Origin of the sequence: Bradyrhizobium sp., from assembly GCF_049512235.1 — a bacterium.
GTDB lineage: Bacteria > Pseudomonadota > Alphaproteobacteria > Rhizobiales > Xanthobacteraceae > Bradyrhizobium.
Genome location: NZ_JBEKXH010000025.1, coordinates 1 through 23,477 on the forward strand (window position 1 = coordinate 1; position 23,477 = coordinate 23,477).

Annotated in this window: 24 protein-coding genes and 2 pseudogenes; 15 read left to right on the forward strand and 11 right to left on the reverse strand. The window is 62.8% G+C overall.

Annotation, left to right across the window (positions count from 1 at the left end; all coding sequences use genetic code 11):
• A pseudogene (locus ABSG20_RS03945) lies at positions 1–132 on the forward strand (oxidoreductase); the annotation flags it as partial.
• Here the strand turns inward: ABSG20_RS03945 and ABSG20_RS03950 are convergent.
• On the reverse strand, positions 117–1,148 hold the full coding sequence (locus tag ABSG20_RS03950; protein WP_423863180.1) for a zinc-binding alcohol dehydrogenase family protein: 1,032 nt from the start codon (positions 1,146–1,148) through the stop codon (positions 117–119). The pseudogene ABSG20_RS03945 and the gene ABSG20_RS03950 overlap by 16 nt on opposite strands.
• 180 nt (positions 1,149–1,328) lie before the next feature.
• A complete protein-coding gene (locus tag ABSG20_RS03955; protein ID WP_423863181.1) occupies positions 1,329–2,918 on the reverse strand; it encodes an OprO/OprP family phosphate-selective porin in 1,590 nt (529 codons plus the stop codon).
• A 330-nt stretch (positions 2,919–3,248) separates the two neighbouring features.
• On the opposite strand from ABSG20_RS03955, the gene ABSG20_RS03960 reads away from it, so the two are divergent.
• Both ABSG20_RS03960 and ABSG20_RS03965 read left to right on the forward strand, forming a co-directional pair.
• Positions 3,249–4,658 (forward strand): DegQ family serine endoprotease, encoded by a 1,410-nt coding sequence (locus tag ABSG20_RS03960; protein ID WP_423863182.1) that lies wholly within the window; start codon positions 3,249–3,251, stop codon positions 4,656–4,658.
• Positions 4,655–5,989, forward strand: coding sequence for a replication-associated recombination protein A (locus tag ABSG20_RS03965; protein WP_423863183.1), 1,335 nt, complete (start codon positions 4,655–4,657; stop codon positions 5,987–5,989). Before ABSG20_RS03960 ends, ABSG20_RS03965 begins: the two co-directional genes overlap by 4 nt.
• Positions 5,990–6,018: 29 nt before the next feature.
• Here ABSG20_RS03965 and ABSG20_RS03970 read toward each other — a convergent pair whose 3' ends face one another.
• Positions 6,019–7,350 carry an FAD-dependent oxidoreductase gene (locus tag ABSG20_RS03970; RefSeq protein ID WP_423863184.1) on the reverse strand — a complete coding sequence of 444 codons (1,332 nt, stop codon included), beginning with the start codon at positions 7,348–7,350 and terminating at the stop codon, positions 6,019–6,021.
• A 389-nt stretch (positions 7,351–7,739) separates the two neighbouring features.
• Here ABSG20_RS03970 and ABSG20_RS03975 point away from each other — a divergent pair, with 389 nt between their 5' ends.
• Both ABSG20_RS03975 and ABSG20_RS03980 read left to right on the forward strand, forming a co-directional pair.
• Positions 7,740–8,885 (forward strand): RluA family pseudouridine synthase, encoded by a 1,146-nt coding sequence (locus ABSG20_RS03975; RefSeq protein ID WP_423863185.1) that lies wholly within the window; start codon positions 7,740–7,742, stop codon positions 8,883–8,885.
• A gap of 40 nt (positions 8,886–8,925) precedes the next feature.
• Positions 8,926–9,234, forward strand: coding sequence for a hypothetical protein (locus ABSG20_RS03980; protein ID WP_423863186.1), 309 nt, complete (start codon positions 8,926–8,928; stop codon positions 9,232–9,234).
• 13 nt (positions 9,235–9,247) lie between these two features.
• Here the strand turns inward: ABSG20_RS03980 and ABSG20_RS03985 are convergent, their stop codons facing one another.
• A complete protein-coding gene (locus ABSG20_RS03985; protein ID WP_423863187.1) occupies positions 9,248–9,697 on the reverse strand; it encodes a hypothetical protein in 450 nt (149 codons plus the stop codon).
• A 140-nt stretch (positions 9,698–9,837) separates the two neighbouring features.
• Here ABSG20_RS03985 and ABSG20_RS03990 point away from each other — a divergent pair, with 140 nt between their 5' ends.
• The 7 genes and pseudogenes from ABSG20_RS03990 to ABSG20_RS04020 all read left to right on the forward strand — a co-directional run bounded on the left by ABSG20_RS03990 (position 9,838) and on the right by ABSG20_RS04020 (position 15,588).
• Entirely contained in the window at positions 9,838–10,623 is a 786-nt protein-coding gene (locus ABSG20_RS03990; protein ID WP_423863188.1) for an ATP12 family chaperone protein, read from the forward strand.
• 22 nt (positions 10,624–10,645) lie between these two features.
• Entirely contained in the window at positions 10,646–11,215 is a 570-nt protein-coding gene (locus ABSG20_RS03995; RefSeq protein WP_423863189.1) for a hypothetical protein, read from the forward strand.
• 194 nt (positions 11,216–11,409) lie between these two features.
• Positions 11,410–13,458, forward strand: a complete 2,049-nt coding sequence (gene fliK, locus ABSG20_RS04000) for a flagellar hook-length control protein FliK (protein ID WP_423863190.1) — start codon at positions 11,410–11,412, stop codon at positions 13,456–13,458.
• Entirely contained in the window at positions 13,455–13,721 is a 267-nt protein-coding gene (locus ABSG20_RS04005) for an EscU/YscU/HrcU family type III secretion system export apparatus switch protein (RefSeq protein ID WP_423863191.1), read from the forward strand. Before fliK ends, ABSG20_RS04005 begins: the two co-directional genes overlap by 4 nt.
• 106 nt (positions 13,722–13,827) lie before the next feature.
• Positions 13,828–14,463: an SOUL family heme-binding protein gene (locus ABSG20_RS04010; RefSeq protein ID WP_423863192.1), complete on the forward strand. Its 636-nt coding sequence runs from the start codon at positions 13,828–13,830 to the stop codon at positions 14,461–14,463.
• Between the two features lie 59 nt (positions 14,464–14,522).
• A pseudogene (locus tag ABSG20_RS04015) lies at positions 14,523–14,778 on the forward strand (class D beta-lactamase); the annotation flags it as partial.
• Between the two features lie 156 nt (positions 14,779–14,934).
• Positions 14,935–15,588, forward strand: a complete 654-nt coding sequence (locus tag ABSG20_RS04020) for a carboxymuconolactone decarboxylase family protein (protein ID WP_423863193.1) — start codon at positions 14,935–14,937, stop codon at positions 15,586–15,588.
• A gap of 41 nt (positions 15,589–15,629) precedes the next feature.
• Here ABSG20_RS04020 and ABSG20_RS04025 read toward each other — a convergent pair whose 3' ends face one another.
• The 4 genes from ABSG20_RS04025 to ABSG20_RS04040 all read right to left on the reverse strand — a co-directional run bounded on the left by ABSG20_RS04025 (position 15,630) and on the right by ABSG20_RS04040 (position 18,050).
• A complete protein-coding gene (locus tag ABSG20_RS04025) occupies positions 15,630–16,121 on the reverse strand; it encodes a GNAT family N-acetyltransferase (protein WP_423863194.1) in 492 nt (163 codons plus the stop codon).
• Positions 16,118–16,408 (reverse strand): type II toxin-antitoxin system TacA family antitoxin, encoded by a 291-nt coding sequence (locus ABSG20_RS04030; protein ID WP_423863195.1) that lies wholly within the window; start codon positions 16,406–16,408, stop codon positions 16,118–16,120. The genes ABSG20_RS04025 and ABSG20_RS04030 overlap by 4 nt, the downstream gene beginning before the upstream one ends.
• Before the next feature lie 154 nt (positions 16,409–16,562).
• A complete protein-coding gene (locus ABSG20_RS04035; RefSeq protein WP_423863218.1) occupies positions 16,563–17,513 on the reverse strand; it encodes a dienelactone hydrolase family protein in 951 nt (316 codons plus the stop codon).
• Positions 17,514–17,633: 120 nt separating this feature from the next.
• Positions 17,634–18,050: a DUF4260 domain-containing protein gene (locus ABSG20_RS04040; protein WP_423863219.1), complete on the reverse strand. Its 417-nt coding sequence runs from the start codon at positions 18,048–18,050 to the stop codon at positions 17,634–17,636.
• A gap of 140 nt (positions 18,051–18,190) precedes the next feature.
• Between ABSG20_RS04040 and ABSG20_RS04045 the strand changes: the two genes are divergently transcribed.
• Together ABSG20_RS04045 and ABSG20_RS04050 are read left to right on the forward strand one after the other, a co-directional pair.
• Positions 18,191–19,723, forward strand: a complete 1,533-nt coding sequence (locus ABSG20_RS04045) for an acyl-CoA carboxylase subunit beta (RefSeq protein ID WP_423863196.1) — start codon at positions 18,191–18,193, stop codon at positions 19,721–19,723.
• A gap of 339 nt (positions 19,724–20,062) precedes the next feature.
• Complete coding sequence (locus ABSG20_RS04050; RefSeq protein WP_423863197.1) at positions 20,063–20,380, forward strand: hypothetical protein; 318 nt, start codon at positions 20,063–20,065, stop codon at positions 20,378–20,380.
• A gap of 84 nt (positions 20,381–20,464) precedes the next feature.
• Here the strand turns inward: ABSG20_RS04050 and ABSG20_RS04055 are convergent, their stop codons facing one another.
• Complete coding sequence (locus ABSG20_RS04055) at positions 20,465–20,842, reverse strand: hypothetical protein (protein ID WP_423863198.1); 378 nt, start codon at positions 20,840–20,842, stop codon at positions 20,465–20,467.
• Positions 20,843–20,934: 92 nt separating this feature from the next.
• Between ABSG20_RS04055 and ABSG20_RS04060 the strand changes: the two genes are divergently transcribed.
• Positions 20,935–21,171, forward strand: a complete 237-nt coding sequence (locus ABSG20_RS04060) for a GCG_CRPN prefix-to-repeats domain-containing protein (protein ID WP_423863199.1) — start codon at positions 20,935–20,937, stop codon at positions 21,169–21,171.
• A gap of 62 nt (positions 21,172–21,233) precedes the next feature.
• On the opposite strand, the gene ABSG20_RS04065 is transcribed toward ABSG20_RS04060, so the two are convergent.
• Positions 21,234–22,241, reverse strand: coding sequence for an alpha/beta fold hydrolase (locus tag ABSG20_RS04065; RefSeq protein ID WP_423863200.1), 1,008 nt, complete (start codon positions 22,239–22,241; stop codon positions 21,234–21,236).
• Between the two features lie 525 nt (positions 22,242–22,766).
• The gene (locus tag ABSG20_RS04070) at positions 22,767–23,453 is read right to left on the reverse strand and encodes a hypothetical protein (RefSeq protein WP_423863201.1); all 687 of its coding nucleotides are present in this window, start codon (positions 23,451–23,453) and stop codon (positions 22,767–22,769) included.
• Positions 23,454–23,477: the final 24 nt, after the last annotated feature.

Sequence of the window (23,477 nt, forward strand, 5' to 3'; positions counted from 1 at the left end):
TCGCTGCTGCAGCGCTTTGCCAGCGTTGAGGAGATCGCCAACATGGTGCTCTATGTCGCTTCGCAAGAGGCGTCAGCGACCAATGGCGCAGCGCTCCGCGCCGAGGGCGGCATTATTCAAACGATCGCATGAGGTGAAAAGCCTTCCAGCACGATCTTGCCGCGCGATTGGCCGGATTCCAGCAGCGCGTGCGCCCGCTTCAGATTGGCGGCATTGATGGTGCCAAAGGTCTGGTCCAGCGTGGTGCGCAGCACGACCTTGTCGAGGAGGTCGGCGACGTCGTTCAACAGGAGATGCTGGGCGATCATGTCCGGGGTCTGGAACGAAGGGCGCGCGAACATCGCCTCCCAGTGGATCGAGACCGCCTTGGCCTTGAAGACGCCGACGTTGAATTCGGCGGGATCGTCGATCAATCCATACTTCCCTTGCGGCGCGATCAGTTCCGCCAGCGCCTTGTAGTGCCGGTCGGTGTTGGTGAGGCTTGCGACCAATCCAAGCGGCGGAAACTTCAGCTGTTCGATCTGCTCCTTCATCGGCTTGGCGTGATCGATGACGGCATGGGCGCCGAGATCGCGGCACCATTTTTGCGATTCCGGCCGCGACGCCGTCGCTACCACCGTCAGACCGGTAAGCCGGCGGGCGAGCTGGATCAGGATCGAGCCGACGCCGCCCGCGCCGCCGACGATCAGGAGGGTGCGCGGATCGACGCTTTTGCCCGGCGCCACGCCCAGTCGATCGAACAGCAGCTCCCAGGCGGTGATCGAGGTCAGGGGTAGCGCGGCGGCTTGGGCGAAAGAAAGTGTGCGCGGCTTGTGGCCGACGATCCGCTCATCGACCAGATGAAATTCCGCGTTGGTGCCCTGGCGCAGGATCGAACCGGCATAGAACACTTCATCGCCGGCCTTGAACAGCGTGACGTCGGGACCTGCGGCATCGACGATGCCGGCCGCGTCATAGCCCAGGATCTTGGTTTCGCCTTCGGGCGGCGCAGCGCGCTTGCGGACTTTGGTATCGACCGGATTGACCGAAATCGCCTTCACGGCAACACGGATATCGCGGCCGGCCGGCTCCGGTATCGCGGTTTCAAAATCAATCAAAGCCTCCGCCGCCTCGATCGGCAGCGATTTTTGGTAGCCGACGGCCTTCATTTTCCGAGCTCCAATGCAAACCGGCGCGTTAGAGTTAGATGCGCCGGTTAGCCGCAAATTGTAAAGCCCATTGTCTAAGCGCGGCTTCTTGCTTCGCCATCGATGTGGCGCCGCGATGTACCAGTCCGATTGGGAACAGGCAGGAGCAGTCGGGCGGCTGCTCCTGCCGAATTCCAGATGCTAGAAAGCAACCTGGGTTCGCATCGCGACGGCGTCGAACTTGGCGCCGGTGTCGGTAGAGTTGGTGGGGCTCAGCTGCTTGGAAATGTCGCCGTGCAGGTAGTTCAACATGAATCGGATGTTGCGACTGACGTACCAGTTCAGCCCCAACGTGTACATATCCTGCCGCCCGCCGGCGAGGCCGTTCGCGTTCGCCAGCTGATCGTTGAGATTGATGGTGCTGTATCGGGCAGCGATCTCCCATGCACCCCAGCCGCCACTTGCCAGTGAGAACGGATTGGCCGGTGCGACGCCGCTATAGGCGGCGGTTGCCGGATTGTAGGTATGGGTTTCGCCGGTCAGCACATAGCTCGCCTCGGCATAGCCGCCCTGGAATCTCAGGCTCGGCAGCGAGACGATGAAGTTGCGCTCGACATCGAACCAGTAATACTCGCCTTGAAACAGCAACGGCCCGTAAGTTGCCGCCGCTTCGGCGCCGTAGACCTGAATTTGGGATGTACCGGGAACGGCAGCAGAGACAAGCGTGGTCGGGTCGATGCGCAACTCCGGTCGATCGCTCAGGGTGAACGTCTGGGCGGCGGCCGTCTGGGGAGTGGCGACCAGATTGTGTGGCGGCTGGATCAGAACTTCGGCATCGCCGCCGATATGCAGCGAGTAGTCCTTGCCGCTGACGACCTGACCCGCGGCGCGCGCGATCGCGCCGTATTGTTCGCTGGTGCCCGCGGGCGCTGCGCTCGAGGCCGAGTGCAGGGCCCCGGTCTGGGGCCCTGTAATATACGAGCCTACCCAGAACTGGTCATTGTACCAGCGGGCGCCGGCGGAGGAGCGGAAGTCGCCGGCCGCGACGTTTTGGGCGATGACACCCGGAGAGGCGCGCTCCATGAATATGATATCGTTCGAGCTTGTCGCCTCGTCGAGCGTCCAAGCCAGGTCCTGGACGCCGCCTTCGATGGCAAGCTTGCCGCCGAAAGGCCTGAAGCCGGTATAGCTGAGATAGGCTTGCTCAACGCCGGACACGCCGCCGCCCGGAAGAGATCCGGCGGCCGCGCCGCCAAACCCGTCCGACGATCCGCCGAAATCGTAGATCAGGGCGTAGTTCCAGTCACCCAGGAACTTGCCGATCACACCGATGCGCGCGCGGCGGAGGTTTTCCCCGCTGTCCAGCTTCTGCGGCGAGGTCGCGGCGCTGTCGGGACGATAGTTGTAACCACCGACATCCCAGTGCACCCGGCTGGTGAGCGAAATGCAATTCTCATTGTCGACGGTGCAGATGGTCGGCCGGTTGTTCGGCATGGTCACAACCGCGCCAAATGGCGCCACCGGCCCCTTGACTGGATAGGCCGCGTTGGCGTTGGCGTTGGCGACGCCGAGCTTGGCGTCGGCCTTGGCGTTAGCGTGCGCGGCCGCGGCAGTATTCGCCGCGGTCTGCTTCTGTAGTTTGTCGAGTTTTTGCTCCATCAGTCGAAGCTGCTGTTTCAGCAACGCAATCTCGGCTTCATTGTTGTCCGCTGATTCGGCCTGGACGCGCGACGCGAGCGAGGCGCCGATCAGGCCGACCGCCGCCGCGGTCGCAAGTCTCAATCGTTTCATGTGTACACCTATGAATGTTGATAGGATCGCAATGAGCATAGGAAAGAATCATGATTTCTCCAAAACATTGACACAGTTCCGCCTGTTGTCTGTGAGCCACACCGCGCGCCCGAAGGCTTGGCCGTCTCGGGATTGATTCGTACGGCGTCCACTGCGCCTGAAATCGCGGCATGACGTTCGTCATGCGATCCATGGCTAGGGAGATCCGTGGCCGACAGGAAGCGTTGTCGGGCCGGCGACGCGGCCCGGGATACCGGATATCCGAGCAAGGCGCCCTTCTAAAGCCGCTTCGAGGCGATTATAGTCCGCGGTTGCTATCGAGAGGTGAGAATGTACCGATCTTTCCGAGCCGTCGCGCTTACCTTGATATGGGCCGCGGGCCTGTCGGGAAGTGTACATGACGCCTGCGCCCAGGACCGGCGTTTACCGGTCTCGGCGGCGGAGCTCCGGCTGTCCTACGCGCCGATCGTGCAGCGCGTGCAACCTGCGGTCGTCAATGTCTATGCCGCCAAGGTGATCCAGGACCGTAATCCGCTGCTCGACGATCCGATCTTCCGCCGGTTCTTCGGGGTGCCCGGCCAGCAGCCGGAACAGATGCAGCGCTCGCTGGGATCGGGCGTGATGGTGGATCCCTCGGGTCTGGTGGTGACCAACGTCCATGTCATCGAAGGCGCCGATGAGGTCAAGGTGTCGCTGTCCGACAAGCGGGAATTCGAGGCCGAGATCGTGCTCAAGGATCCGCGCAGCGATCTGGCGGTATTGCGGCTCAAAGGTGCGCATGAGAGATTCCCCACGCTCGATTTTGCCAATTCCGACGAACTGATGGTGGGCGACATCGTGCTCGCGATCGGCAATCCCTTCGGGGTCGGACAGACCGTGACTCACGGCATCATATCGGCGCTGGCGCGCACCCAGGTCGGCATCACCGACTATCAGTTCTTCATCCAGACCGATGCCGCGATCAACCCGGGCAATTCGGGCGGCGCGCTGGTCGACATGACCGGCAAACTCGCCGGCATCAATACCGCGATCTTCTCGCGCTCCGGCGGATCCCAGGGCATTGGCTTTGCGATACCCGCCAACATGGTGCGCGTCGTCGTGGCTTCGGCCAGGGGCGGTGGCAAGGCGGTCAAGCGGCCGTGGCTTGGCGCCAGGCTGCAGGCGGTGACGCCTGATATCGCCGAGTCATTGGGGCTTCGCCTTCCGACCGGCGCGCTGGTCGCCGGTGTGGTGGCGTCCAGTCCGGCCGCGCGGGCCGGGTTGAAGCCATCCGACCTGATCGTCGCCATCGACGGACAGGCGGTCGAGGATCCCAACGCCTTCGACTATCATTTTGCGACGCGTCCGATTGGCGGTAGCTCCGAGATCGATGTTCAGCGCGCCGGCAAGGTGGTGAAACTCACCGTTCCGCTCGAAACCGCGCCCGACACCGGCCGCAACGAGATCGTCCTGACCGGGCGTTCGCCGTTACAGGGCGCGAAGGTAGCCAACATCTCGCCCGCGGTGGCCGACGAGTTGCATCTGGATGCGGACATTGAAGGCGTGGTGGTGACCGATCTGGCCGACGGCGGCACCGCCGCGAGCGTCGGATTCCAGAAGGGCGATATCATCACCGCGGTGAACAGCCAGAAAATCGCCAGGACCAGCGACCTGGAGAAGGCGACACGCGAGTCCGTCCGGGTCTGGCGCATTACGTTGGTGCGCGGCGGTCAGCAGATCAACGTGACGCTCGGCGGATGAGCCCGAAGCGACCACGCGAGGTTGCGAGCCTGTTCACGGCGGCGGGATTGGAACAGGACACGCCGCATCCGCTGCCGGACCGGTTGCGCCCGCGCATTCTGTCGGATGTGGTCGGACAGGACCACATCCTCGGGCCGGACGGCGCGTTGACGCGCATGCTGGCTGTGCGGACGCTGGGCTCGTTGATCTTCTGGGGGCCGCCGGGCACCGGCAAGACCACCGTCGCGCGATTGCTGGCGGATGCCACCGAACTGCATTTCGAGCAGCTCTCGGCGGTGTTTTCGGGCGTTGCCGATTTGAAAAAGGCGTTCGAGGCCGCGCGCGCGCGGCGCGAGACCGGCAAGGGAACGCTGTTGTTCGTCGACGAGGTGCATCGTTTCAATCGCGCCCAGCAGGATTCCTTTCTGCCTGTCATGGAAGACGGCACCGTGGTGCTGGTCGGGGCGACCACCGAAAATCCCTCGTTCGAGCTCAACGCCGCTTTGTTGTCGCGGGCGCGCGTGCTGGTGTTTCGCTCGCTCGACACAGCTGCGATCGAACGGCTGTTTGTCCATGCCGAACAGATCGAAGGCAAAAAACTGCCGCTCGACGCCGAGGCCCGCGCCGTGCTGGTGCGCATGGCCGACGGCGATGGCCGTGCCGCGCTGACGCTCGCCGAGGAAGTCTGGCGCGCGGCGCGGCAGGGCGAAACCTTCAATGCCGCGCAGCTGCAGGATATCCTGCAGCGCCGCGCCCCGATCTACGACAAGTCGGCCGACGGCCATTACAATCTGATCTCGGCGCTGCACAAGTCGGTGCGCGGCTCCGATCCCGATGCCGCCTTGTATTATCTCGCGCGCATGCTGGATGCCGGCGAGGATCCGCTGTTCCTGGCCCGGCGCGTGGTGCGGATGGCGGTCGAGGATATTGGTCTCGCCGATCCGCAGGCGCTCTCGATCTGCAACGCCGCCAAGGATGCCTATGATTTCCTTGGGTCTCCCGAGGGCGAACTGGCGATCGCGCAGGCCGTGATCTATCTTGCCACCGCGCCGAAATCGAACGCCGCCTACAAGGCCTTCGGCGCCGCGATGCGCGCCGCCAAGGAAGGCGGTTCGCTGCTGCCGCCGAAGCATATTTTGAATTCACCAACCAAATTGATGAAATCGGAAGGCTATGGCTCGGGCTACGAATACGATCACGACGCGCCGGAGGCCTTCTCCGGACAGGACTATTTCCCGCAAGCGCTGGGGCGCCAGACCTTTTACGATCCGCCCGACCGCGGCTTCGAGCGCGAGATCAGAAAGCGGCTGGATTACTGGGCGAAACTGCGCCGCGAGCGCGGCGGCGCATAGAACGCGATGGTTCTTGATTGAGCTATCGTCTAGCTGCCCAAGGTCTTGCTCAGATGCTCGGCCAACCTTATCGAGAGCGTGATGATCGTGAAGGTCGGGTTGGAGATCCCGGCCGTTGCAAACACCGAAGACCCTGCCACGTAGAGGTTGTCGAGTGAATGCACTTTGAGGTTGGCATCGACCACCCCTTTTGTGGGGTCGCTCGACATGCGCGTGGTTCCGATGTGGTGCCCGTTGTCGACCAATTGGCTCTTGACTGATGCCCACGACTGGAAGGAGACATCGCCATTGAGGTGGTTGACGGCCGCCTTGAACAGCTGCGTCGACTGGTTATAGGTCGTCTCGTCCAGCGGCGTGAGCTCCCACGTGATCCTGGTCTGTTGCTGGCCAAAGACCGGGTCGTGCGTGTCGGCGAGCCTGACGCGGCTGTCGGGATTGGGTGCCATCTCGAAATAATACTGGCCGCCGCCAGACCAGAACCAGCAGCTGCCGATTCCCAGTTTCTTCTGCTGCTCGGCGTCAGGAGAAAATCTGCCCGTGACCCCGACGCGATTTTCATCATGCCATGGGTCGCCGTTCGGCGTCTGGCCGTTCATCAGCCTGGATTGCGCATTCGAGAGATAGGGCTTTGTGATCCTGACGATGCTGCCTTGCGCCAGCGGGTGACACATGAAGTAGCGGCCAACCTGGTCGTGCTCGTTGCCGGCATTCGACAGCAGGAGCTGGTGGGCATTGGCAACCGCACCGCATGCCAGCACATAGACGTCAGCCTGAACCTTGAACTCCGTGGCTTTTCGCGGCGATGACCCAACGTCCATGCTGGCCACGCGCAGTCCCTTCACGATGCCGTTCGTGTGATCGATGTTGAGCAGGCTGGCGTTCAAGATCACATCGACCGGGCTCTCCCCGATGGTTTTTCCATCAAAAGTCCGGGTGGCGAAATTCCGATAGTTTGGGCCAACGAACTGGTACATCTCGGTATCGAAACCGGCGAGATGAGGAACTTCAGCCTGCAATATCCCGGCCCAGTGGGATTGGCCGCCCCAGTGAGCGGACGTGCCACCGAAGACACGCTCACGTTCCCAGGCCGGGCTGGTGTGTCCAACGTAAGGCAGAATCAGGAACTCGGGTTCGTTGGTTGCGAACAAGCCGTCGGCCACTCCGTTGTAGAGCAGAACCTTGTCCGGCCAGCTCTCTTTCCAGGCCGTGCCGTAATCGCGGCTTCCTTCGATCAGGGTGACTTTTATTCCCGCTTTTTGCAGACACCACGCCGCTGTAATGCCGGCGGGGCCGGACCCAATAATGCAAACCTGGGTCGAAACCACCGATCCGCTGGAAATATCCTTGCCGTTTCTAATCATGGGATCCACCTGTCAATGCTGCTGAGTCGTTATCACTTGGATCGAAATGAACATTTGCTTCAAAACTGAATGTATCAAACCAGTAGTTGAATAAGTAATAAGCGATCTTTTGACGTGTGTCGAATGTTTCCTCGATTTTCTCGCTCAAATGGAGTTGATGAGCCTGACCCGATCAAAGCCGGCACCCATTCAGATCGCGGCTGCATGGGCCCGCGGCTCAGCGGCCGACTGCCTTGAGCGCTTCGAAGACGCGCGTGAACGCGCTCAAGGCGCTGCGGCTCGCGTCCGGGGCACGGAAACCGTTGGGCGGCCATGTCTGGTGCCGGATTTGTACTGATTTCGCCGTGGCGATGCGCTACCCAACGGCCTGATTGGAGCTGCAACCCATCATGAGCCGTCGCGTCAAGAAACCATTGAAGGCCCGGGGCGATCGCCCGAAGGGCGCGCGCCCATACCGGGGTTCACAAGCAGAGCGGCCGCAGGCGTATCGGCCCGGGGCTAAACCGGCGCGGTTCTCCGCGCCCCGGGCGGCGAAACCAGCGCCTTTCGTTGCCGAGCCTGAGAAGGCCGTCGCCGAGCCCCCGCCGCTGCCGGGTAAGGTGCAGACCGTCGTGGTAACTGCGGACGAAAACAACATGCGTGTCGACCGTTTTCTCGAGGCGCGGTTTCCCGGCCTGTCATTCTCCCATATCCAGCGCATCGTTCGCAAAGGCGAGCTGCGGGTGAACGGCAAGCGCGCCGACAGCAAGGACCGGCTGGAACAGGGGCAAAGCGTCCGCATCCCACCGTTGAAGCTCGATGCGCCCAAGGTCGCAGGTCAGCTGTCGGAAGCCACGACCAAGACGCTCGATGCGCTCAAGGAGATGATTCTCTATGAGGACGCCGACGTCATGGTGCTGAACAAGCCTGCCGGCCTCGCCGTGCAGGGCGGTTCCGGCACCACGCGGCATATCGACCAGATGCTCGAGGTGATGCGCGACGCCAAGGGGCAAAAACCGCGGCTGGTTCACCGGCTCGACAAGGAGACGGCGGGCTGCCTCTTGGTGGCGAAAACTCGATTTGCCGCCACCGCCTTGACTGGATCGTTCCGCCACCGCTCGGCGCGCAAGATCTATTGGGCGCTGGTGGCGGGCGTACCGAAGCCGAAGCAGGGCCGCATCTCGACCTATCTCGCCAAGGAAGAGGGCGAGGAGGACACCATCATGCGCATCGCCGCGCATGGCGACGAGGGCGCGAGCCACGCCGTGACCTATTATGCCGTGGTAGAGACCTCGGCCCAGAAGCTCGCCTGGGTATCGCTGAAGCCGGTCACCGGGCGAACCCATCAATTGCGCGCGCACATGGCCCATATCGATCACGCCATCGTCGGCGACCCCAAATATTTCAACAAGGAGAACTGGGAACTTCCGGGCGGCCTGCAGAAACGGCTGCATCTGCTGGCGCGACGGATCGTGATCCCGCATCCGCGCGGTGGCTTCATTGACGCGACCGCGGCCGATCGATTCGACCCGATCGAGAACGCGCCTGAAGAATAATTTAATGGCAGCCGGGCTATAGGATCACGACATACTCTCCATGAAACATCGATTAATCATCGCGGGCGCGGTCATCTCGGCGCTCTTGCTCGGCGGCGGCGCCTCCGCGCAGCTCATCGTTCCCCCGGGCGGTTCACAGTTCAACCCGCCGCTGCCCGCACCGCCACCGCCGCCCAAAATTACAGTGCCGGTGGTGCCGCAGATGGACGCACCGGCAAACTACAACTATGCGCCGGCGCCGCGCCCTTCGTTCAGCGACAAGATCACCAGCTGTCTCGACGAGGCCGCCGCCAGCGGCCTCGGCCCAAGCGAGCGCGCGGCCTATTCGCGTTCCTGCGCCAATCGGTGACCGGAGATTCTCTTTAGTTCCGGTACTCGTCGAGGAACATCCGCAATGAATCATGCGGGCTCTCGACATCGAGAATCTCCCAGCCATCGGGTCCCTTGGCGACAATGAAATTCAGCGTGACGGCGCGGCCATTGTTGCTGAAAGCGGCGGCGACGTAGGTCTTGTCGAATTGCTTGCGAAGGATTGCGATCGAGACCGCCCCGATCTTCCAGGTCGCGCTCTGGACAAGAAAATCATAGGGCTCGTTCTTGAGTTTGATCCATGCCTCCCGCAAAGCCGGATCGAAGAACTGGCGTGCCGTGGCGGGATCGCGCGGCAGTCCGTTCGAAAGCGCGGACGACCTGTCGCCATAATAGGCGTAGACATTCCTGACCAGCGATTCCGGCGAACGGAATCCAGCCTGCGCGGCCGAAAGCCCGGGGCCGGCCAACAGAACCAGTATCGCTGCCAGGCGCCTGGTCATCAAAAGGCTCTTGTCACCACTTTGCCGTCGCCGGTTCGCTTTATTTGCGCCAAGACTTATCCTACCAAGACTTATCCTACCAAGGCTTGTCCTACCAAGGCCTATCATAGCCTTGTCGCCGGAATGAAATGGACCAACGAATGCGTGAATTGTTCGACGAAGCCTCCGGGGATTCTCCGCTCGATCCGGAGCAGGCCGTCCGGCGCGCCACGCGCGGGCTCCGCCGCAAGCGCTTTTACGCCCATGCCGGCGTCGCCGTTACGGAAGGTGGCTTTGCCATCACGCTGGATGACAAGCCGATCCGCACCCCTTCGGGCCGTCAGGTCATCGTCCCAGTGCGGGAGATCGCCGGCGCCATTGCCGGCGAATGGAATGCCCAGCAGGAGTTCATCGATCCCTTGACGATGCCGTTCACGCGCTTCGCCAACAGCGTCGTCGAGGCCGTGGTCGATCGGGCCGACGCCGTCACCGGGGACATCGCGAGATATTTTCGGTCCGATCTCCTGTGCTATCGCGCCGGTCATCCTGCCGCGTTGGTCGCGCGGCAAGCCGCCCTCTGGGATCCCGTATTGTTTTGGGCCGCGGACGCGCTGGGCGCGCATTTCATTCTAGCCGAGGGCATCGTGCATGTCGGCCAGCCCGACGCGGCCATTGCCGCGGCGGGCGCGGCTCTGCCCTGGGATCCCTGGTCGATTGCCGCGCTGCACGTGGTCACGACGTTGACCGGCTCCGCGTTGCTCGCGCTGGCGCTTTTCCACCGTGTGATCGATGCCGATCAGGTCTGGGCCGCCGCCCATGTCGATGAGGACTGGAACATCGAAAAATGGGGCGCAGATGAAGAGGTCGCGGCGCGGCGCGCGGCACGGCTGGTCGATTTCAGGGCGGCGGCAAGCATCCTGAATTCGCTGAAATCCGGCGCGACCTAGGGAGCCGGGCGAGCTCTCCTCCGTGCTGGACCGAATCGTCCCGATGTTCGACCATGGTGGCTCTATTGTGCGTAAACCTGAGAATGATCTGATGTCACTCGCTGATAACGCTTCGAGGCCGCTGCCGGTTCTGACCAAACTGGTCGTCGTGCTGCAGTTCGTGTTTGCCAAATGTGTGTCGCTGCTGCGCAGCGGCAAAGCGAGTGGCGAGTTGCCGGTCAGTAAATTTCTCGGCGAAGCTCCCGGCCTTACGCGAGATCAAGATAGGGTCGATCTTCAGGTCGCCGGTTCGAAATTGTCCCACAAGACGGTCGTCGCGGAACCAATGGTCATCGCAGAACCGAAGCCGGACGATCGTTGTGACAGGGAAGCGCTCATTCGCCGACGCTGGATCGAGACCGGGATCAAAATGTGGAATCCCGATCACCACGGTACCGGACGTGCCGCGCTGAATATTCAGGGGCGTGCCGGATTGCTGCCGGTCAAGCCCAGTGAGCTTCTCGCCGCATATGACACGCTGGAATTCAGGCTGATCGACGGCCGCATCGTCTGCGAGGACGTTGTCGTCGATCCGCCGCAGCGTCGGAAATAGCCGCTTCGCCAAGGTCGCGCGGACATCGCCTGGGCTGCCCGCTGTGGACGTTTCCTCATGCCGACAGGCGTTTGCAGGGTGTTCTTGCGGCTTGGTTGAAGGCTCTTAAAGCCCTTTGGCAAGCCAAATTCTTAACGGGAGGTTTACGACGGCTCGTTAGCCTGTTTCGGCCATGATCCCGTAAGCAAGTCCCGATGCCGATCGTCATCCATCCCAATCTTCCGCTGGTCGCCGCCCAGGGCGTGACGGCGCCTGTGCTGCTGCAGCCGGGCAGCTTGATCAGTGCCAGGGTCCAGCAAATTCTTGGTAATGATACGGTGCGGATCACGGTCAGCGGCCAGTCGCTCGACGTGCAATCGCAGGTGTCGCTGCAGGCCGGCCAGTCGCTGCAGCTTGCGGTTTCGCAAGCTCCCGATGGCAGCATCGCGCTTGCGGTGGTCAGCCAGCAAAGCAGTGGGGCAAGTCAGGCGCCGGCCGATCCGGGCAGCGCGGCGGTGACGACCGATTCCGTCACCCTGGCCCCGGCCGCGGCCATTTTAATCTCTGCATCAACCACGCCCGCCGCCGTGACAGCGACCATTCAGCTGACGCCGCCGGAGGCGCTTGCGGTATCGGTCGCGGCCCAGAGCGCGGCCGCCCAGCAGACCAGTCTGGCGCAGCTGTTTGCCAATCTGGGCGTCGCCACCGGGCTCGACAGCCTGCCGCCGCAGATCCAGCAAGCGGTGGCCCAAATGCTGGCGCAGCGCACGCCGCTCAATGCCGGCCTGACCGGCAACGATATCAGCGAGGCATTCCAGAGTTCCGGCCTGTTTCTGGAGGCGTCATTGGCGGCGGGATCGGCTTCGCTGTCCGCCGCGACGTCCGATCTCAAGGCGGCCCTGATCGTGCTGCGCCAGGTGCTGGTGACATCGCTCAATGCCGCGCCGGCAACACCGAATACGCCGGTGACGCAGGGCGCGGTGGTGGCCCAGGGTGCATTGGCGACGCAAAGCGCGCCGGCATCGAGCGGTGTATCGCAGCAGGCGCTGGCGCCGGCGCCGGCGGCGACCACCGTGCCGCAGGGCTTGATGCCGCCGGCGGCGGCTGTTCCGGGCGCCCACGCAGCGGCGGCAGCAGCCCCGCAGATCGCGACAAGCGTGGCGGCGGCCGCGCAAGGCGAGCCGACGCCTGTGGTCGCGGCACCACCAGGAACTCCCGCGCCGGTGGCGGTAGCGGCGATGCAACAAGGGGGAACGAGGGTTTCGGGTGCGCTGACGGAGCGGGGCGCGCAGCCGTTCGTTCAACCATTGTCGCAGCCGGTTACGATTACGGTTGAACCTGCCACGCTGACCGCGGCATCGCCCGCGCTGGTGCCGCTGCTTGCGTCCGAGGTGGCAGCGGCCGTGGTTTTGCCGCAAGCCGCCGTGGTACCGACCGCGCAAAATGTTCAGAACCTCGGCGTGGCCAACGAACTCATCGCACCGCTGTCGACATTGGCGGACGCGACGGCGCGCGCCGCCGCCAGCAGCGCCGCTCTCAACCTGCTGCAGGAGGCGCTGCAGAGCGGTCCGCTGACGCTGGCAAATCCATTGGCGTTACTGCTCGAGAACAGCCAGATGCTGGCGCTGATCCCGGCCGTTACCGGCGAGCGAATATCCGGAGTCGATGACGCCGAAATGGCGCAAAGCCACGTGCCGCCGCCACCGCTCAGCGGCGCATTGCCGGCCGCCCAACCCGTCATGGCGGCGACGCTGCTGACCAATTCTTCCGCGGAATCGGCCATGCGCCGTTTGCTCGCCGATACCGGCGCCGCCATCGCGCGGCAGACGCTGCTGCAGGTAGCGTCGTTGCCGGGCCAAGCCGACACAACGGCGGCGCGGCTCGATCCGACCGCGCCGCGCTGGAACTTCGAAATCCCCTTTGCGACGCCGCAGGGAACGGCGATGGCGCAGTTCGAAATTTCGCGCGATGGCGGCGGCAACCCCGCAGACGCGGCAAAACGGGTTTGGCGGGCGCGATTTACCCTCGACGTCGAACCGGCAGGGCCGGTTCATGCGCTGGTGTCGCTCAATGGCGAGCGGACATCGGTGCGAATATGGGCGGAGCGGCCCGCGACCGCAGCCCGGCTGCGCGCGGACGCCGCGCAATTAAGCCAGGCGCTCAGCAGGGCCGATCTGCAGCCCGGCGACATCGTGGTCTGGGATGGCGCGCCGTCCCAATCCGCGCCGGCGCGCGCCGGACATTTTCTGGATCGCGCGCTATGACCGTGGAGACCAGGCACCAGCTTGCGGTCGCGCTGCATTATGACCGAACCGGCGCGCCCCGGGTGATCGCCAAGGGCAAGGGAACGATCGGCGCCAAGATCATCGAAGTAGCAAAAGCCCATGACATCCCGATCGAGGAGAACGAGATACTTGCCGGCGCGCTCTCCAACGTCGAACTCGGCGACGAAATTCCAACCGAACTCTACAAGGCAGTCGCGGAAGTGCTGATCTTCCTGCTGCGCCTGTCGGGGCGGATACGCTAGGTTCGATCATCCGTTACTTGTATTCGGGGCTTGAATGATTGCCGCTGGCCGCGCATTTCACTCTGCAAGATGCTGGAGGCGCATGGCATGCAAGGAGACTACCCGAGTGTGGCAATCGATCGGCTATTATGGGGCGCTCGTCCTTGAGTCCGTTGTCGGCATCTTTGGCATCCGGCTTTACGAGGAGCCGCGGTATGACGTGATCGATCGCGTCGGAACTCGCCTGGAAATTCGCCGCTATGCCCCACGCCTTGCGGCCGAGGTTGACCTGGCCTCCGCTGGCGGCGTTGGCAGGGGCCAAGCCTTTCAACTGCTGTTCGCCTATATCGCAGGAGCCAACCGCTCAGCGGCGTTCGCACAAGACACCATCGCCATGACCATGCCCGTCGAGGTCGGCGGCAAGGAATTGGTGGCCATGACCGTTCCGGTGGAAACCCTGGAACACGCCGGCACGGGGCACATGCGGTTCTTTCTGCCTGCAAAATATACCCTGGGGACGGCACCCAAACCTCTGAACCCGAGGGTCCGGCTGGTCACGGTTTCGGATGAGATGATCGCTACCTTGCGTTTTTCCGGCTCCGCCGCTGATGTCGACGAACGAAAGGTCGAGTTGATCGCGAAACTCGCAGGCACAAAATGGCAGCCTGCCAGCGAGCCCTATTCCCTGTTCTACGACGCCCCGTTCACGCTGCCCTTTCTGCGCAGAAACGAAGCCGCGGTCGCGGTCGTGAAAAAGCCCTGAACGCCCGCCTGGAAAGTCTAACGGTCGGGCCAAGCGGCGGGGGTCACAAGGATGCTGCCATGATCAATCGCCGCCACGCGCTCGGTCTGCTTGCTGCCGTTGTTCTCCCGCCTTCGCGCGGCTTTGCCGATGTCGCGCCCCAGCGCAGCGCGAATTCGCGAGGATCTGGCGCGGCATTTTACCGACGAGGGAACGGTGGGCACCTTCGTCGGCGATGAGGTCGATGACTACCTGGTGATCGCCAGCGATGCGGTTCGTTCCGGGGAGGCGAGACTGCCGGCCTCGACCTTCAAGATTCCGAATTCGCTGATCGCCGGTCGCATGAAATTAACGCAGCAATGCCTGACCGATATCGGCGCGATCTGATCCGCCGAACATTCGCATTTGGCGGCCGAGGGCGGCCGCGGGCTGGCGCGGGCGGCGCGGCTGGACTAGCATTCGGGCACTATCAGAAATTGCCCGGAGGAGATCATGAAATCCGCAGTCTGGATGTCGTCGCTCGCGGCCGCCGCGGCCGGCGGCTGGTTCGCGGCCACGATGTTCGCAGCGCCTGCGACCAGCAAGGAGCCGCGCTTTCCGCAACTGACCATGGACCAGCTCGACGAAAAGCAGAAGCCGCTCGGCGAAGAGGTCATGAAGGTGTCCAGCGTCGGCCTCGCCGGACCCTACAACCCGATGATGCGCAGCCCGGTGCTGGGGCAGCGGCTGTTCGACCTGTTTCACTATCTGCGCTGGGAAACCGCGGTGCCGACCAGGCTCAACGAGTTTGCGATCCTGATCATCGCCCGGCAATGGCGCTCGCAGGTCGAATGGTATGCGCACGCGCCGCTGGCGGCGAAGGCCGGGCTGAAGCCGGAGATCATCGCCGAACTGAAAGCCGGCAAGCGGCCGTCCGACATGGCCGAGGGTGAGGTCGTCGTGTACGACTTCGTCACCGAGCTCACCACCACGCAGAAGGTTTCCGACGAAACCTATGCGCGGGCGAAGAAGGTCTTCAACGATCAGCAGATCGTGGATTTGACGGCGGTGGCAGGCAACTACGTCATGGTGGCCATGCTGCTTGCCATGGCGGAGGAAACTGTACCGCCCGGCAAGGAGCCGCCTTTCAAGGTCGGGGAGAAGTGAGCGGGATGCTCCATCCAGCGTTCGTCATCGCCGGTGGCGGTTTATAGGGTTGCCCTGAGGTCGGCGAGGGTAACCATAAGCGTCATCGGCTCAAGTGGCGATGGCGAGAGGCCGAGCGCAAGATAGAATGCCTTGGCCTGGTCCGAGATGGCATGCACCAGCATGCCTCTGATGCCGATCGCTTCGGCGGCCTGCATCACGCGCAGGGCGCTGTCGCGGAATAGCGCGCGGCCGATGCCCTTGCCGTGATAGGCGCGATCGATGGCGAGGCGTCCTAGTACCGCCACCGGGATCGGATCCGGCATGTTGCGGCGAAAACGCCCCGAAGCTGCAGCGGTGCTCACCGCGCCTGAGGCCAGCGCGTGGTACCCGACGACGGTCTCCTCGGCGCACACGACGAAGCTACGCGATGCTCCGCTGACTTGGTTGGCCATGGCGCGGCGCTTGAGCCAGTCGTCCAGGGTGGGTACGCCGGAATGGAAAGGCTCAAGTTGATGATTGTCGACGAGCGGGGCTGGCGCGCTAAGGTTCACGCCTTTTCCCACGGCGACCGCGTCCGCATGGTACGTTGCAGCCGCTCGTTCGGCTGCGGCGGCGCATCCAGCCGCGCCAGGAACTCGGCATATGCCTTCGGGCTTATCGTGAACAGTGTGCGGTCGAGCAGCGCATCCTCAGCCGCGCGACGCGCGGCTTCCAAGACGAAGTCCGTGCGGTTTTTTCCCGCTAGCCGCGCCGCGCGATCGATCAACCCGCGCAGCTCGGGCTTGATGCGCAGGTTGAGGGAGTCACGCGGAGCGGGTCGGTTCGATGTCGGAGCCATGACCGCAATATACCACCACGTAATGTCATTGTCATTACAATTCGGCCGGGGACGATGCATGCGCGCATGGCCCCCTGGCCGTCTATGCCACAAGGGGGGAGAGGGGCTCACCGCCTATGCCGATGCTGAGACGTCGAACCAATTCCTCGATCCGCTATCCCAGCTTGAACAGCGCCTGCAGGAACTCGCTTACCGCCTTCTTCGCGGCTTCTGCGGTGGCGGGATTGCCGCCGACATGCGGGTTGAGCTCGATGCAGGCGTCCTTGTAGCCGAACGGGGCGTTGGTATCGGCATTCATCAGCACGCCGTTTTCGCCCTCCTTGATATGGCAATGGCGCGCGGTCTGCGCATTGGCGGCAACTCCCACGAAGTAAACACCGACCAGGCCGCTATCGAAACCGTGCGCCGAATCCGGATATTCCGTCAGCACCACGTCGCGTCCGGCCGCCTGCAGCCGCGCCACATAGGCTTTACAACTGGCCACCGGGTTATAGTCGTCCGGCGTGCCGTGAAAGATCCGGATCGGGCGATGGGCGATCTCGCTGTCGGTCAAATAGGTCGTGGAGCAATCCGGATAGAACGGAATGTAGGCGGCAAACTCGATGCCTGACCTGTTCCAGAGCTTGTTGAAACGGTCGAGGCTGGCGTACAGCGCGGCCTGTCCGCCGCGCGAAAATCCCATCAGCACGATGCGCTCGGGATCGACCCGTGGATGCTTGGCGAGGATTTCCAGCGAACGATAGATATCGACAATGAAATTGAGCCGGCCGAGCAGCGCCTGGTTTTGGCTGACCGCCGTCAGTCCGCGGCCGCTGAAACCGTCGATCAGGAAGGTTGAAATCCCAATGGCGTTGAGCTCTGCCACCCAGGCTTCGATATTGGCGCCGATCCCACCCGAGCCGTGCATCAAGACCACCACGGGCAGGCGTCCGCTGCCCTGCGCGAGCCGGAATTCGCCGGCGACGGTGACCGGCGTGCCATTGGCATCGCCGGTGAGGAATTGCTGGTCCGAGATGGTCAGCGAAGGGATGGCATAGAGCTCGACCCGGGCCGGCATTTCCCTGGGCATTGATTGTGCGCTGGCCTCGACGCCTGCGAGCAGCATGCCGGTGCAGGAAATCCAGGCTGCTATCGCTGTACCAATGCCGTTTCGCATGGGTCCCCCGTTATTGTCATCGTGCGGCTGCCACGATGCGCCCGACTAGAACAAGTGGTGCTGGGGCTGTCAAATCCGGCGCTCGGTCTTGGCCGCCCCCTTGCCGATGCGGCCAAGATGGGTGAAGCCAAATCCGGCCGGGTATTTCAGGCCGTAGCCGAGCGCGCGGTCGATGCCGATATGCGCCATCCAGATCAGCGCGATCGAAAGCGTGAGCGGCGAAGCCATGCCGAAGCCCGAGACCATCAGCGTTACCGGCATCATATAGCTGTGGGCGGCGTTGTAGACGATGGCGCCGGTTCGCGGACCGGAGAGGTAAGCCGCAAAGCTCAGATCGGGCGCCAGGAACAGGATGGCGTAGATCCACCACGATCCGCCCCAGACCGCGTAGAGCAGCGTCATTCCGGCAAACAGGGTCAGGCCCTCCAGCCGCAGCAGCGTTCGCAAGCCCCCGGTCACGGCGCCCGTGGGCTCGATCGCGCTCATCTCGCTCATCGGTCATCTCCTTATTCTACCCTGATTATTCTATCCTCTTGCATGACGACTGGGCGACCCCCGGTTTCGCGTCGGGAACATGCCGTGTTAGAACGGGGGTCAAATGGTCAGGCCAACAAACGCGGGGGCGCATGAAAGATATCCTGGAAACCCTTGAAGAGCGGCGCGCCGGCGCCAGACTGGGCGGCGGCGCGAAGCGCATCGAGGCGCAGCACGCCCGCGGCAAGCTGACCGCGCGCGAGCGCATCGAGCTCCTGCTCGACAAGGGCAGTTTCGAGGAATTCGACATGTTCGTCGAGCACCGCTCGGTCGAATTCGGCATGGACAAGACCAAAGTGCCGGGCGACGGCGTCGTCACCGGCTGGGGCACCGTGAACGGCCGCAAGACGTTCGTCTTTGCCAAGGATTTTACCGTGTTCGGCGGCTCATTGTCCGAAACGCATGCACAAAAGATTGTAAAGATCCAAGACATGGCGATGAAGGCGAGGGCCCCGATCATCGGGCTCTACGACGCCGGCGGCGCGCGCATCCAGGAAGGCGTCGCCGCGCTCGCCGGCTATTCCTACGTGTTCCGCCGCAACGTCATTGCCTCAGGTGTGATCCCGCAGATTTCCGTGATCATGGGTCCCTGCGCCGGCGGCGACGTCTATTCGCCGGCCATGACCGACTTCATCTTCATGGTGAAGAACACGAGCTACATGTTCGTGACCGGGCCCGATGTGGTCAAGACCGTCACCAACGAGGTTGTCACCGCCGAAGAGCTCGGCGGCGCCAGCGTGCACGCCACGCGCTCCTCGATCGCCGACGGCGCCTTCGAGAACGACGTCGAGGCGCTGCTGCAGATGCGCCGGCTGATCGACTTCCTGCCCTCCAACAACTCTGACGGCGTGCCGGAATGGCCGAGCTTCGATGATATCGAACGGCTCGACATGTCGCTGGACACGCTGATCCCCGACAATCCCAATAAGCCCTACGACATGAAGGAACTGATCCTCAAGGTGGTCGACGAGGGCGACTTCTTCGAAATCTCGGAAGCCTTTGCCAAAAACATCGTCACCGGTTTCGGCCGGATCGCCGGCCGTACGGTCGGTTTCGTCGCCAACCAGCCGATGGTGCTGGCGGGCGTGCTCGACAGCGACGCCTCGCGCAAGGCCGGGCGGTTCGTGCGCTTTTGCGATGCCTTCAACATTCCGATCGTCACCTTTGTCGACGTGCCGGGCTTCCTGCCGGGAACCGCCCAGGAATATGGCGGGTTGATAAAGCACGGCGCCAAACTGCTGTTCGCCTATTCGCAATGCACGGTGCCTCTGGTCACGGTGATCACGCGCAAGGCCTATGGCGGCGCCTTCGACGTGATGGCGTCAAAGGAAATCGGCGCCGACATGAACTATGCCTGGCCATCGGCGCAGATCGCGGTGATGGGCGCCAAGGGCGCGGTCGAAATCATCTTCCGTGCCGATATCGGCGACGCCGAGAAAATCGCCGCGCGGACCAAAGAGTACGAGGATCGCTTCCTGTCGCCCTTCATCGCCGCCGAGCGCGGCTATATCGACGACGTCATCATGCCGCACTCGACGCGGCGCCGGATCGCGCGGGCGCTGGCCATGCTCAGGGACAAGCATGTCGAGATGCCGATGCGGAAGCATGACAATCTGCCGTTGTGAGATTGCTTTTGATTCTAGTAGATCGATTCCGTGAAACCAATCGTTTCCAGGCTATCGGCCCTCATCCTGAGTTACCCACCGGCGGCGCCGACCCTCTGCGCATGAAACCCGGTTTGGAATGGAGGCTTGGCTCAAATAGGGCTGATAGTGGCTCGTCCGTCATTGCGAGCCAATCGGGCGCGCGAACGCGCGCTCGATTGAGCGAAGCAATCCATCCTCGCCACAGAAAAAAAGCTGGATTGCTTCGTCGCAAGCGCTCCTCGCAATGACGGTTGGAAGGTGCGCATCCCAGGTTTCGTGCGCCTCATCGCACCCAATTCGCCCTCATGGAGAACGCCAATGCCCTCGGTCTATTTTGTTGTCCGCGCCACGGTCGCCGATCCTGCCCAACGCGCGGCGTTTGACGGGTGGTACAGCCGCGAACATCTGCCCGACGCGGCAAAAGCGTTCGGCGTGAAGAAAGCGTGGCGGTTCTGGAGCCTGACGGATCCCGCGCTGCATCAGGCGATGTACGAGTTCGCCGATCGGGCCGCGCTCGATCGCGCCGTGAATGGCGAAGCGATGAAGACGCTGGTCGCCGAATTCGATCGGTCCTGGCCCAAGGTGACGCGCTCGCGCGAGACTTTTATGCTGGCCGAGGAGTTCGTGGCGGGGTGAGATCATCGATGTCGTCCCGCCAACGCCTGGCGTGCGTGGGGACCACTTGAATTCACTGTCTGCGTTCGAACCTGAACGCGGGGTTCAGCGACTATTCATATCGACGCGATCAAACTCTCTTCCAACGCTCAACCGACGGAAGAGGAAGCAGAAGTCATGGAACGCCGACACTTTCTGAAACTCACCTTGGGTGCGGTCGCCGGTGCGGCCACGCTTGCGGCCGGCGCGCAAGCTGCGCCGCTGGCACCCCTGCCGCTCGCGGCATCCAACCACCAGCTGCCTGGGAATGAAGAGGTTGGTCCCGCCGTCACCAGCGCAGACGAGGTAGAACACCTGAAACCGGAAGAGGTGCGCTGGCACAGGCACTGGCACCGCCGCTGGCACCATCACTGGCACCGCCGCTGGCACCATCACTGGCATCGCCGTTGGCACCGACACTGGCATCGCCACTGGCGCCGGCATTGGCATCACCGCCACTGGTAAGGCGGTGTTCTCGTCGGCATGTCGTAACCATTCGCTACGTTGCGGCCTTCGGAAAAAGCAAGGACAAGTCCATGAAAGTAATTGTCGCTTCAGTGTTTGCCATTTGCCTCGGCTTGGCGGCGGTGTCCGCGTCGCGGGCCATGCCGGTCGCCCCGTTCGATCCGTCGGCGTCGACCGGCATCATCCGCGTTGCCGGCGGCTGCGGTCCCGGCTGGCACCGCGGTCCCTATGGCGGATGCCGGCCGATGTTCAACTGCCCGCCCGGTTGGCATTCCGGACCGTTCGGCCGGCACTGTTTCCGTAACTGATAAAGGAAAGACAACGAGCCAGGGACCCGCGCTCCAGGTTCGTGCCTTGGCCGCATCTCGGATCACTTCGAAAGAAAAGCGAGCATCAGCTCGTTGAATCTTTCGGGTGCGTCGAGAAAGACCAGATGTCCGGCGTCAGCGACCACTTCCGCACGGGCGTCCGGCATCTGGGCTGCGAGCGTCAGGGCGAGTTCGGCATTGTGTCCCATCTTCGGCCGCAGCGCCTCCGGCGCGTTCGGCCTGCCCGGGGCATTGTGATCGTCGGCCCCCATGACGAAAAGCGTCGGATTTGTAATCAGCGGAATTTCGTGCACCACCGGTTCGCGGTAGATCATCTCGGCGGAATTGACGAAGGCGCGCAGCCAGCGCGGATATTCCGAACTGCCCTTGATGTTGAAGCGCGCATCGATGAATGGCGTCACCTGGTCCGGCGGCAGTTTGAGGGAATAATTGGTTTCCAGCTGCTTCCGGTATCCCTCGGCGGTGAGCTTGTCCTCATTCTCCAGGATTTTTTCCATGGGCGTCGGCGGCACGTAGAGCCGGTAGTCCTCCAGCCCGATGGGCGCAGCCAGCAACAGATGCGCGACCCGGTCCGGAAAAGCGCGCGCGATGCGCACGCCGAGCATGCCGCCCAGCGAATGTGCGACGAAATCGGCCTTCGCGATCTCAAGATGATCAAGCAGCGTCATGGTGTTGCGCGCCAGCGTATCGAAATGCAGATCTGTTTGCGGTTTTGAGGATTTGCCGAAGCCGATCTGGTCCGGCACCACCACGCGGTAGCCGGCACCGGCGAGGGTCCTGATCACCGGCGCCCAGTAACTCGACGGGAAATTGCGGCCGTGCAGCAGCACCACGACGCGGCCGTTCGGCTGCGCCGGCGCAACATCCATATAGGCCATCCGCACCTCTTCGCCGTCATTGGTCAGCGGCAGCATCTGCACGGGGTAGGGATAGGCAAAGCCCTCAAGGCCGATGCCATAGGGCTCGCGCGCCGGTTCGGCGGCCTGCGCCGGCAGCAGCGGCGGAACCAGAAGGGCGGTGGAGATCAGGGGGATGAAAATTCGTCGCATCGAGGACTCCCGGAGGAACAGGGGTCTCTATTGAAGCCGTATCGATGCGGCAACAAGGCGGTTGGCAACGTGCACGCTTCACGAATTTTTGTTCGCGTCCTGGCCGGCAAGCGAAGAAGGTGCAACCGCTATGGGCTGTTGCCGAACATAAGGACGACGCCACCGGCCACGAATGCAGTGGCCAACCAACTATGATGCCTTGGTTCGCCTGCATATGTTGATGCCATCGGCACGCCCTCGATAGTGGCTATTGACAGAATAGCACGATCATCTTCGATCCAACTTCTTCGATTGGATGTGCGATATGTGACCCCGCCATCGCCGCTTACTACGCTTTTGGAGCGCCGGACGTTGTCCGGAGGGCCGCGATTACCAAACAAGTGTAGCTGCGTTCACTCAACAAGTGGATCATCAACGCCTGCGCGTCACGCCCGATTTTGGCTCACCTCGAATACTGAGTCTGAGGTCGCCTGGTCAGAAGCCGACTCATCTTATCGATAGGCTACCAAGCCGGCCGGAGGCGAGCTATTGTTCCGACGACAGGCGGACCAATTGGCGTGCGCCGTTCATCTCTTTCAGACTGTTGACGTAGTTTTCAGGGCGCAGCCAGCGGTTGGGGACTTTCAATCCCATGAAGCTTGCGATGTTGCCGATGAAAGCCGTGCAATTGAACGTTTCGGCATTCCAGACCGGCGAACTTGCCTGCAACTTCTTGATATAGGCAAAAACTCTCTTTGCGTCCGCTTCGTCCAGGTAGACCCGGTAGCTCGCGGTCAAGTATTGCGGATCGAGATCACCGTAGCTGGCTCCGGTCTCGGACGGAACCAATGTCATGTAACCGACTACATAAGTAAGCACGTCTCCCGCAGGGGTAAGGCCCGCGACCTCAACCTGTCGCTCGCTCGTCTTCCCGTACCAGACGAAGGCGTGTCCCCAGCTCGCCGCCGTCCTGGCCCGGAAATCGACGTAGTAAGGGCCTTTTGCCGACCCGTGCCTTGTCGTCGACATCGGCGTCGGCTTCGATTCGGCGGGCGTTTCAGCGGAAACAAGCGCATTCGCGTCGGCGATGGGCTTGTGGACCTTCTGGGAATGGAAGCGTTCGGATCCAGCGCGAGCATCGACCTCATCTGCGCAAGCTGGGAGACTGCACCGAAGCACAGCCGCGAGCGTCAATCCCCCAAGCAGGCATCGTCCCATCAGTCGATTGGACACGCTGCGCCCTTCCACACAATGCGC

Coding starts and splice junctions, on each gene's coding strand:
- ABSG20_RS03950 (WP_423863180.1), bottom strand. CDS start 1,148: ATGAAGGCCGTCGGCTACCAAAAATCGCTGCCGATCGAGGCGGCGGAG.
- ABSG20_RS03955 (WP_423863181.1), bottom strand. CDS start 2,918: ATGAAACGATTGAGACTTGCGACCGCGGCGGCGGTCGGCCTGATCGGC.
- ABSG20_RS03960 (WP_423863182.1), top strand. CDS start 3,249: ATGTACCGATCTTTCCGAGCCGTCGCGCTTACCTTGATATGGGCCGCG.
- ABSG20_RS03965 (WP_423863183.1), top strand. CDS start 4,655: ATGAGCCCGAAGCGACCACGCGAGGTTGCGAGCCTGTTCACGGCGGCG.
- ABSG20_RS03970 (WP_423863184.1), bottom strand. CDS start 7,350: ATGATTAGAAACGGCAAGGATATTTCCAGCGGATCGGTGGTTTCGACC.
- ABSG20_RS03975 (WP_423863185.1), top strand. CDS start 7,740: ATGAGCCGTCGCGTCAAGAAACCATTGAAGGCCCGGGGCGATCGCCCG.
- ABSG20_RS03980 (WP_423863186.1), top strand. CDS start 8,926: ATGAAACATCGATTAATCATCGCGGGCGCGGTCATCTCGGCGCTCTTG.
- ABSG20_RS03985 (WP_423863187.1), bottom strand. CDS start 9,697: ATGACCAGGCGCCTGGCAGCGATACTGGTTCTGTTGGCCGGCCCCGGG.
- ABSG20_RS03990 (WP_423863188.1), top strand. CDS start 9,838: ATGCGTGAATTGTTCGACGAAGCCTCCGGGGATTCTCCGCTCGATCCG.
- fliK (WP_423863190.1), top strand. CDS start 11,410: ATGCCGATCGTCATCCATCCCAATCTTCCGCTGGTCGCCGCCCAGGGC.
- ABSG20_RS04005 (WP_423863191.1), top strand. CDS start 13,455: ATGACCGTGGAGACCAGGCACCAGCTTGCGGTCGCGCTGCATTATGAC.
- ABSG20_RS04020 (WP_423863193.1), top strand. CDS start 14,935: ATGAAATCCGCAGTCTGGATGTCGTCGCTCGCGGCCGCCGCGGCCGGC.
- ABSG20_RS04030 (WP_423863195.1), bottom strand. CDS start 16,408: ATGGCTCCGACATCGAACCGACCCGCTCCGCGTGACTCCCTCAACCTG.
- ABSG20_RS04035 (WP_423863218.1), bottom strand. CDS start 17,513: ATGCTGCTCGCAGGCGTCGAGGCCAGCGCACAATCAATGCCCAGGGAA.
- ABSG20_RS04040 (WP_423863219.1), bottom strand. CDS start 18,050: ATGAGCGCGATCGAGCCCACGGGCGCCGTGACCGGGGGCTTGCGAACG.
- ABSG20_RS04045 (WP_423863196.1), top strand. CDS start 18,191: ATGAAAGATATCCTGGAAACCCTTGAAGAGCGGCGCGCCGGCGCCAGA.
- ABSG20_RS04050 (WP_423863197.1), top strand. CDS start 20,063: ATGCCCTCGGTCTATTTTGTTGTCCGCGCCACGGTCGCCGATCCTGCC.
- ABSG20_RS04055 (WP_423863198.1), bottom strand. CDS start 20,842: ATGCCGGCGCCAGTGGCGATGCCAGTGTCGGTGCCAACGGCGATGCCA.
- ABSG20_RS04060 (WP_423863199.1), top strand. CDS start 20,935: ATGAAAGTAATTGTCGCTTCAGTGTTTGCCATTTGCCTCGGCTTGGCG.
- ABSG20_RS04065 (WP_423863200.1), bottom strand. CDS start 22,241: ATGCGACGAATTTTCATCCCCCTGATCTCCACCGCCCTTCTGGTTCCG.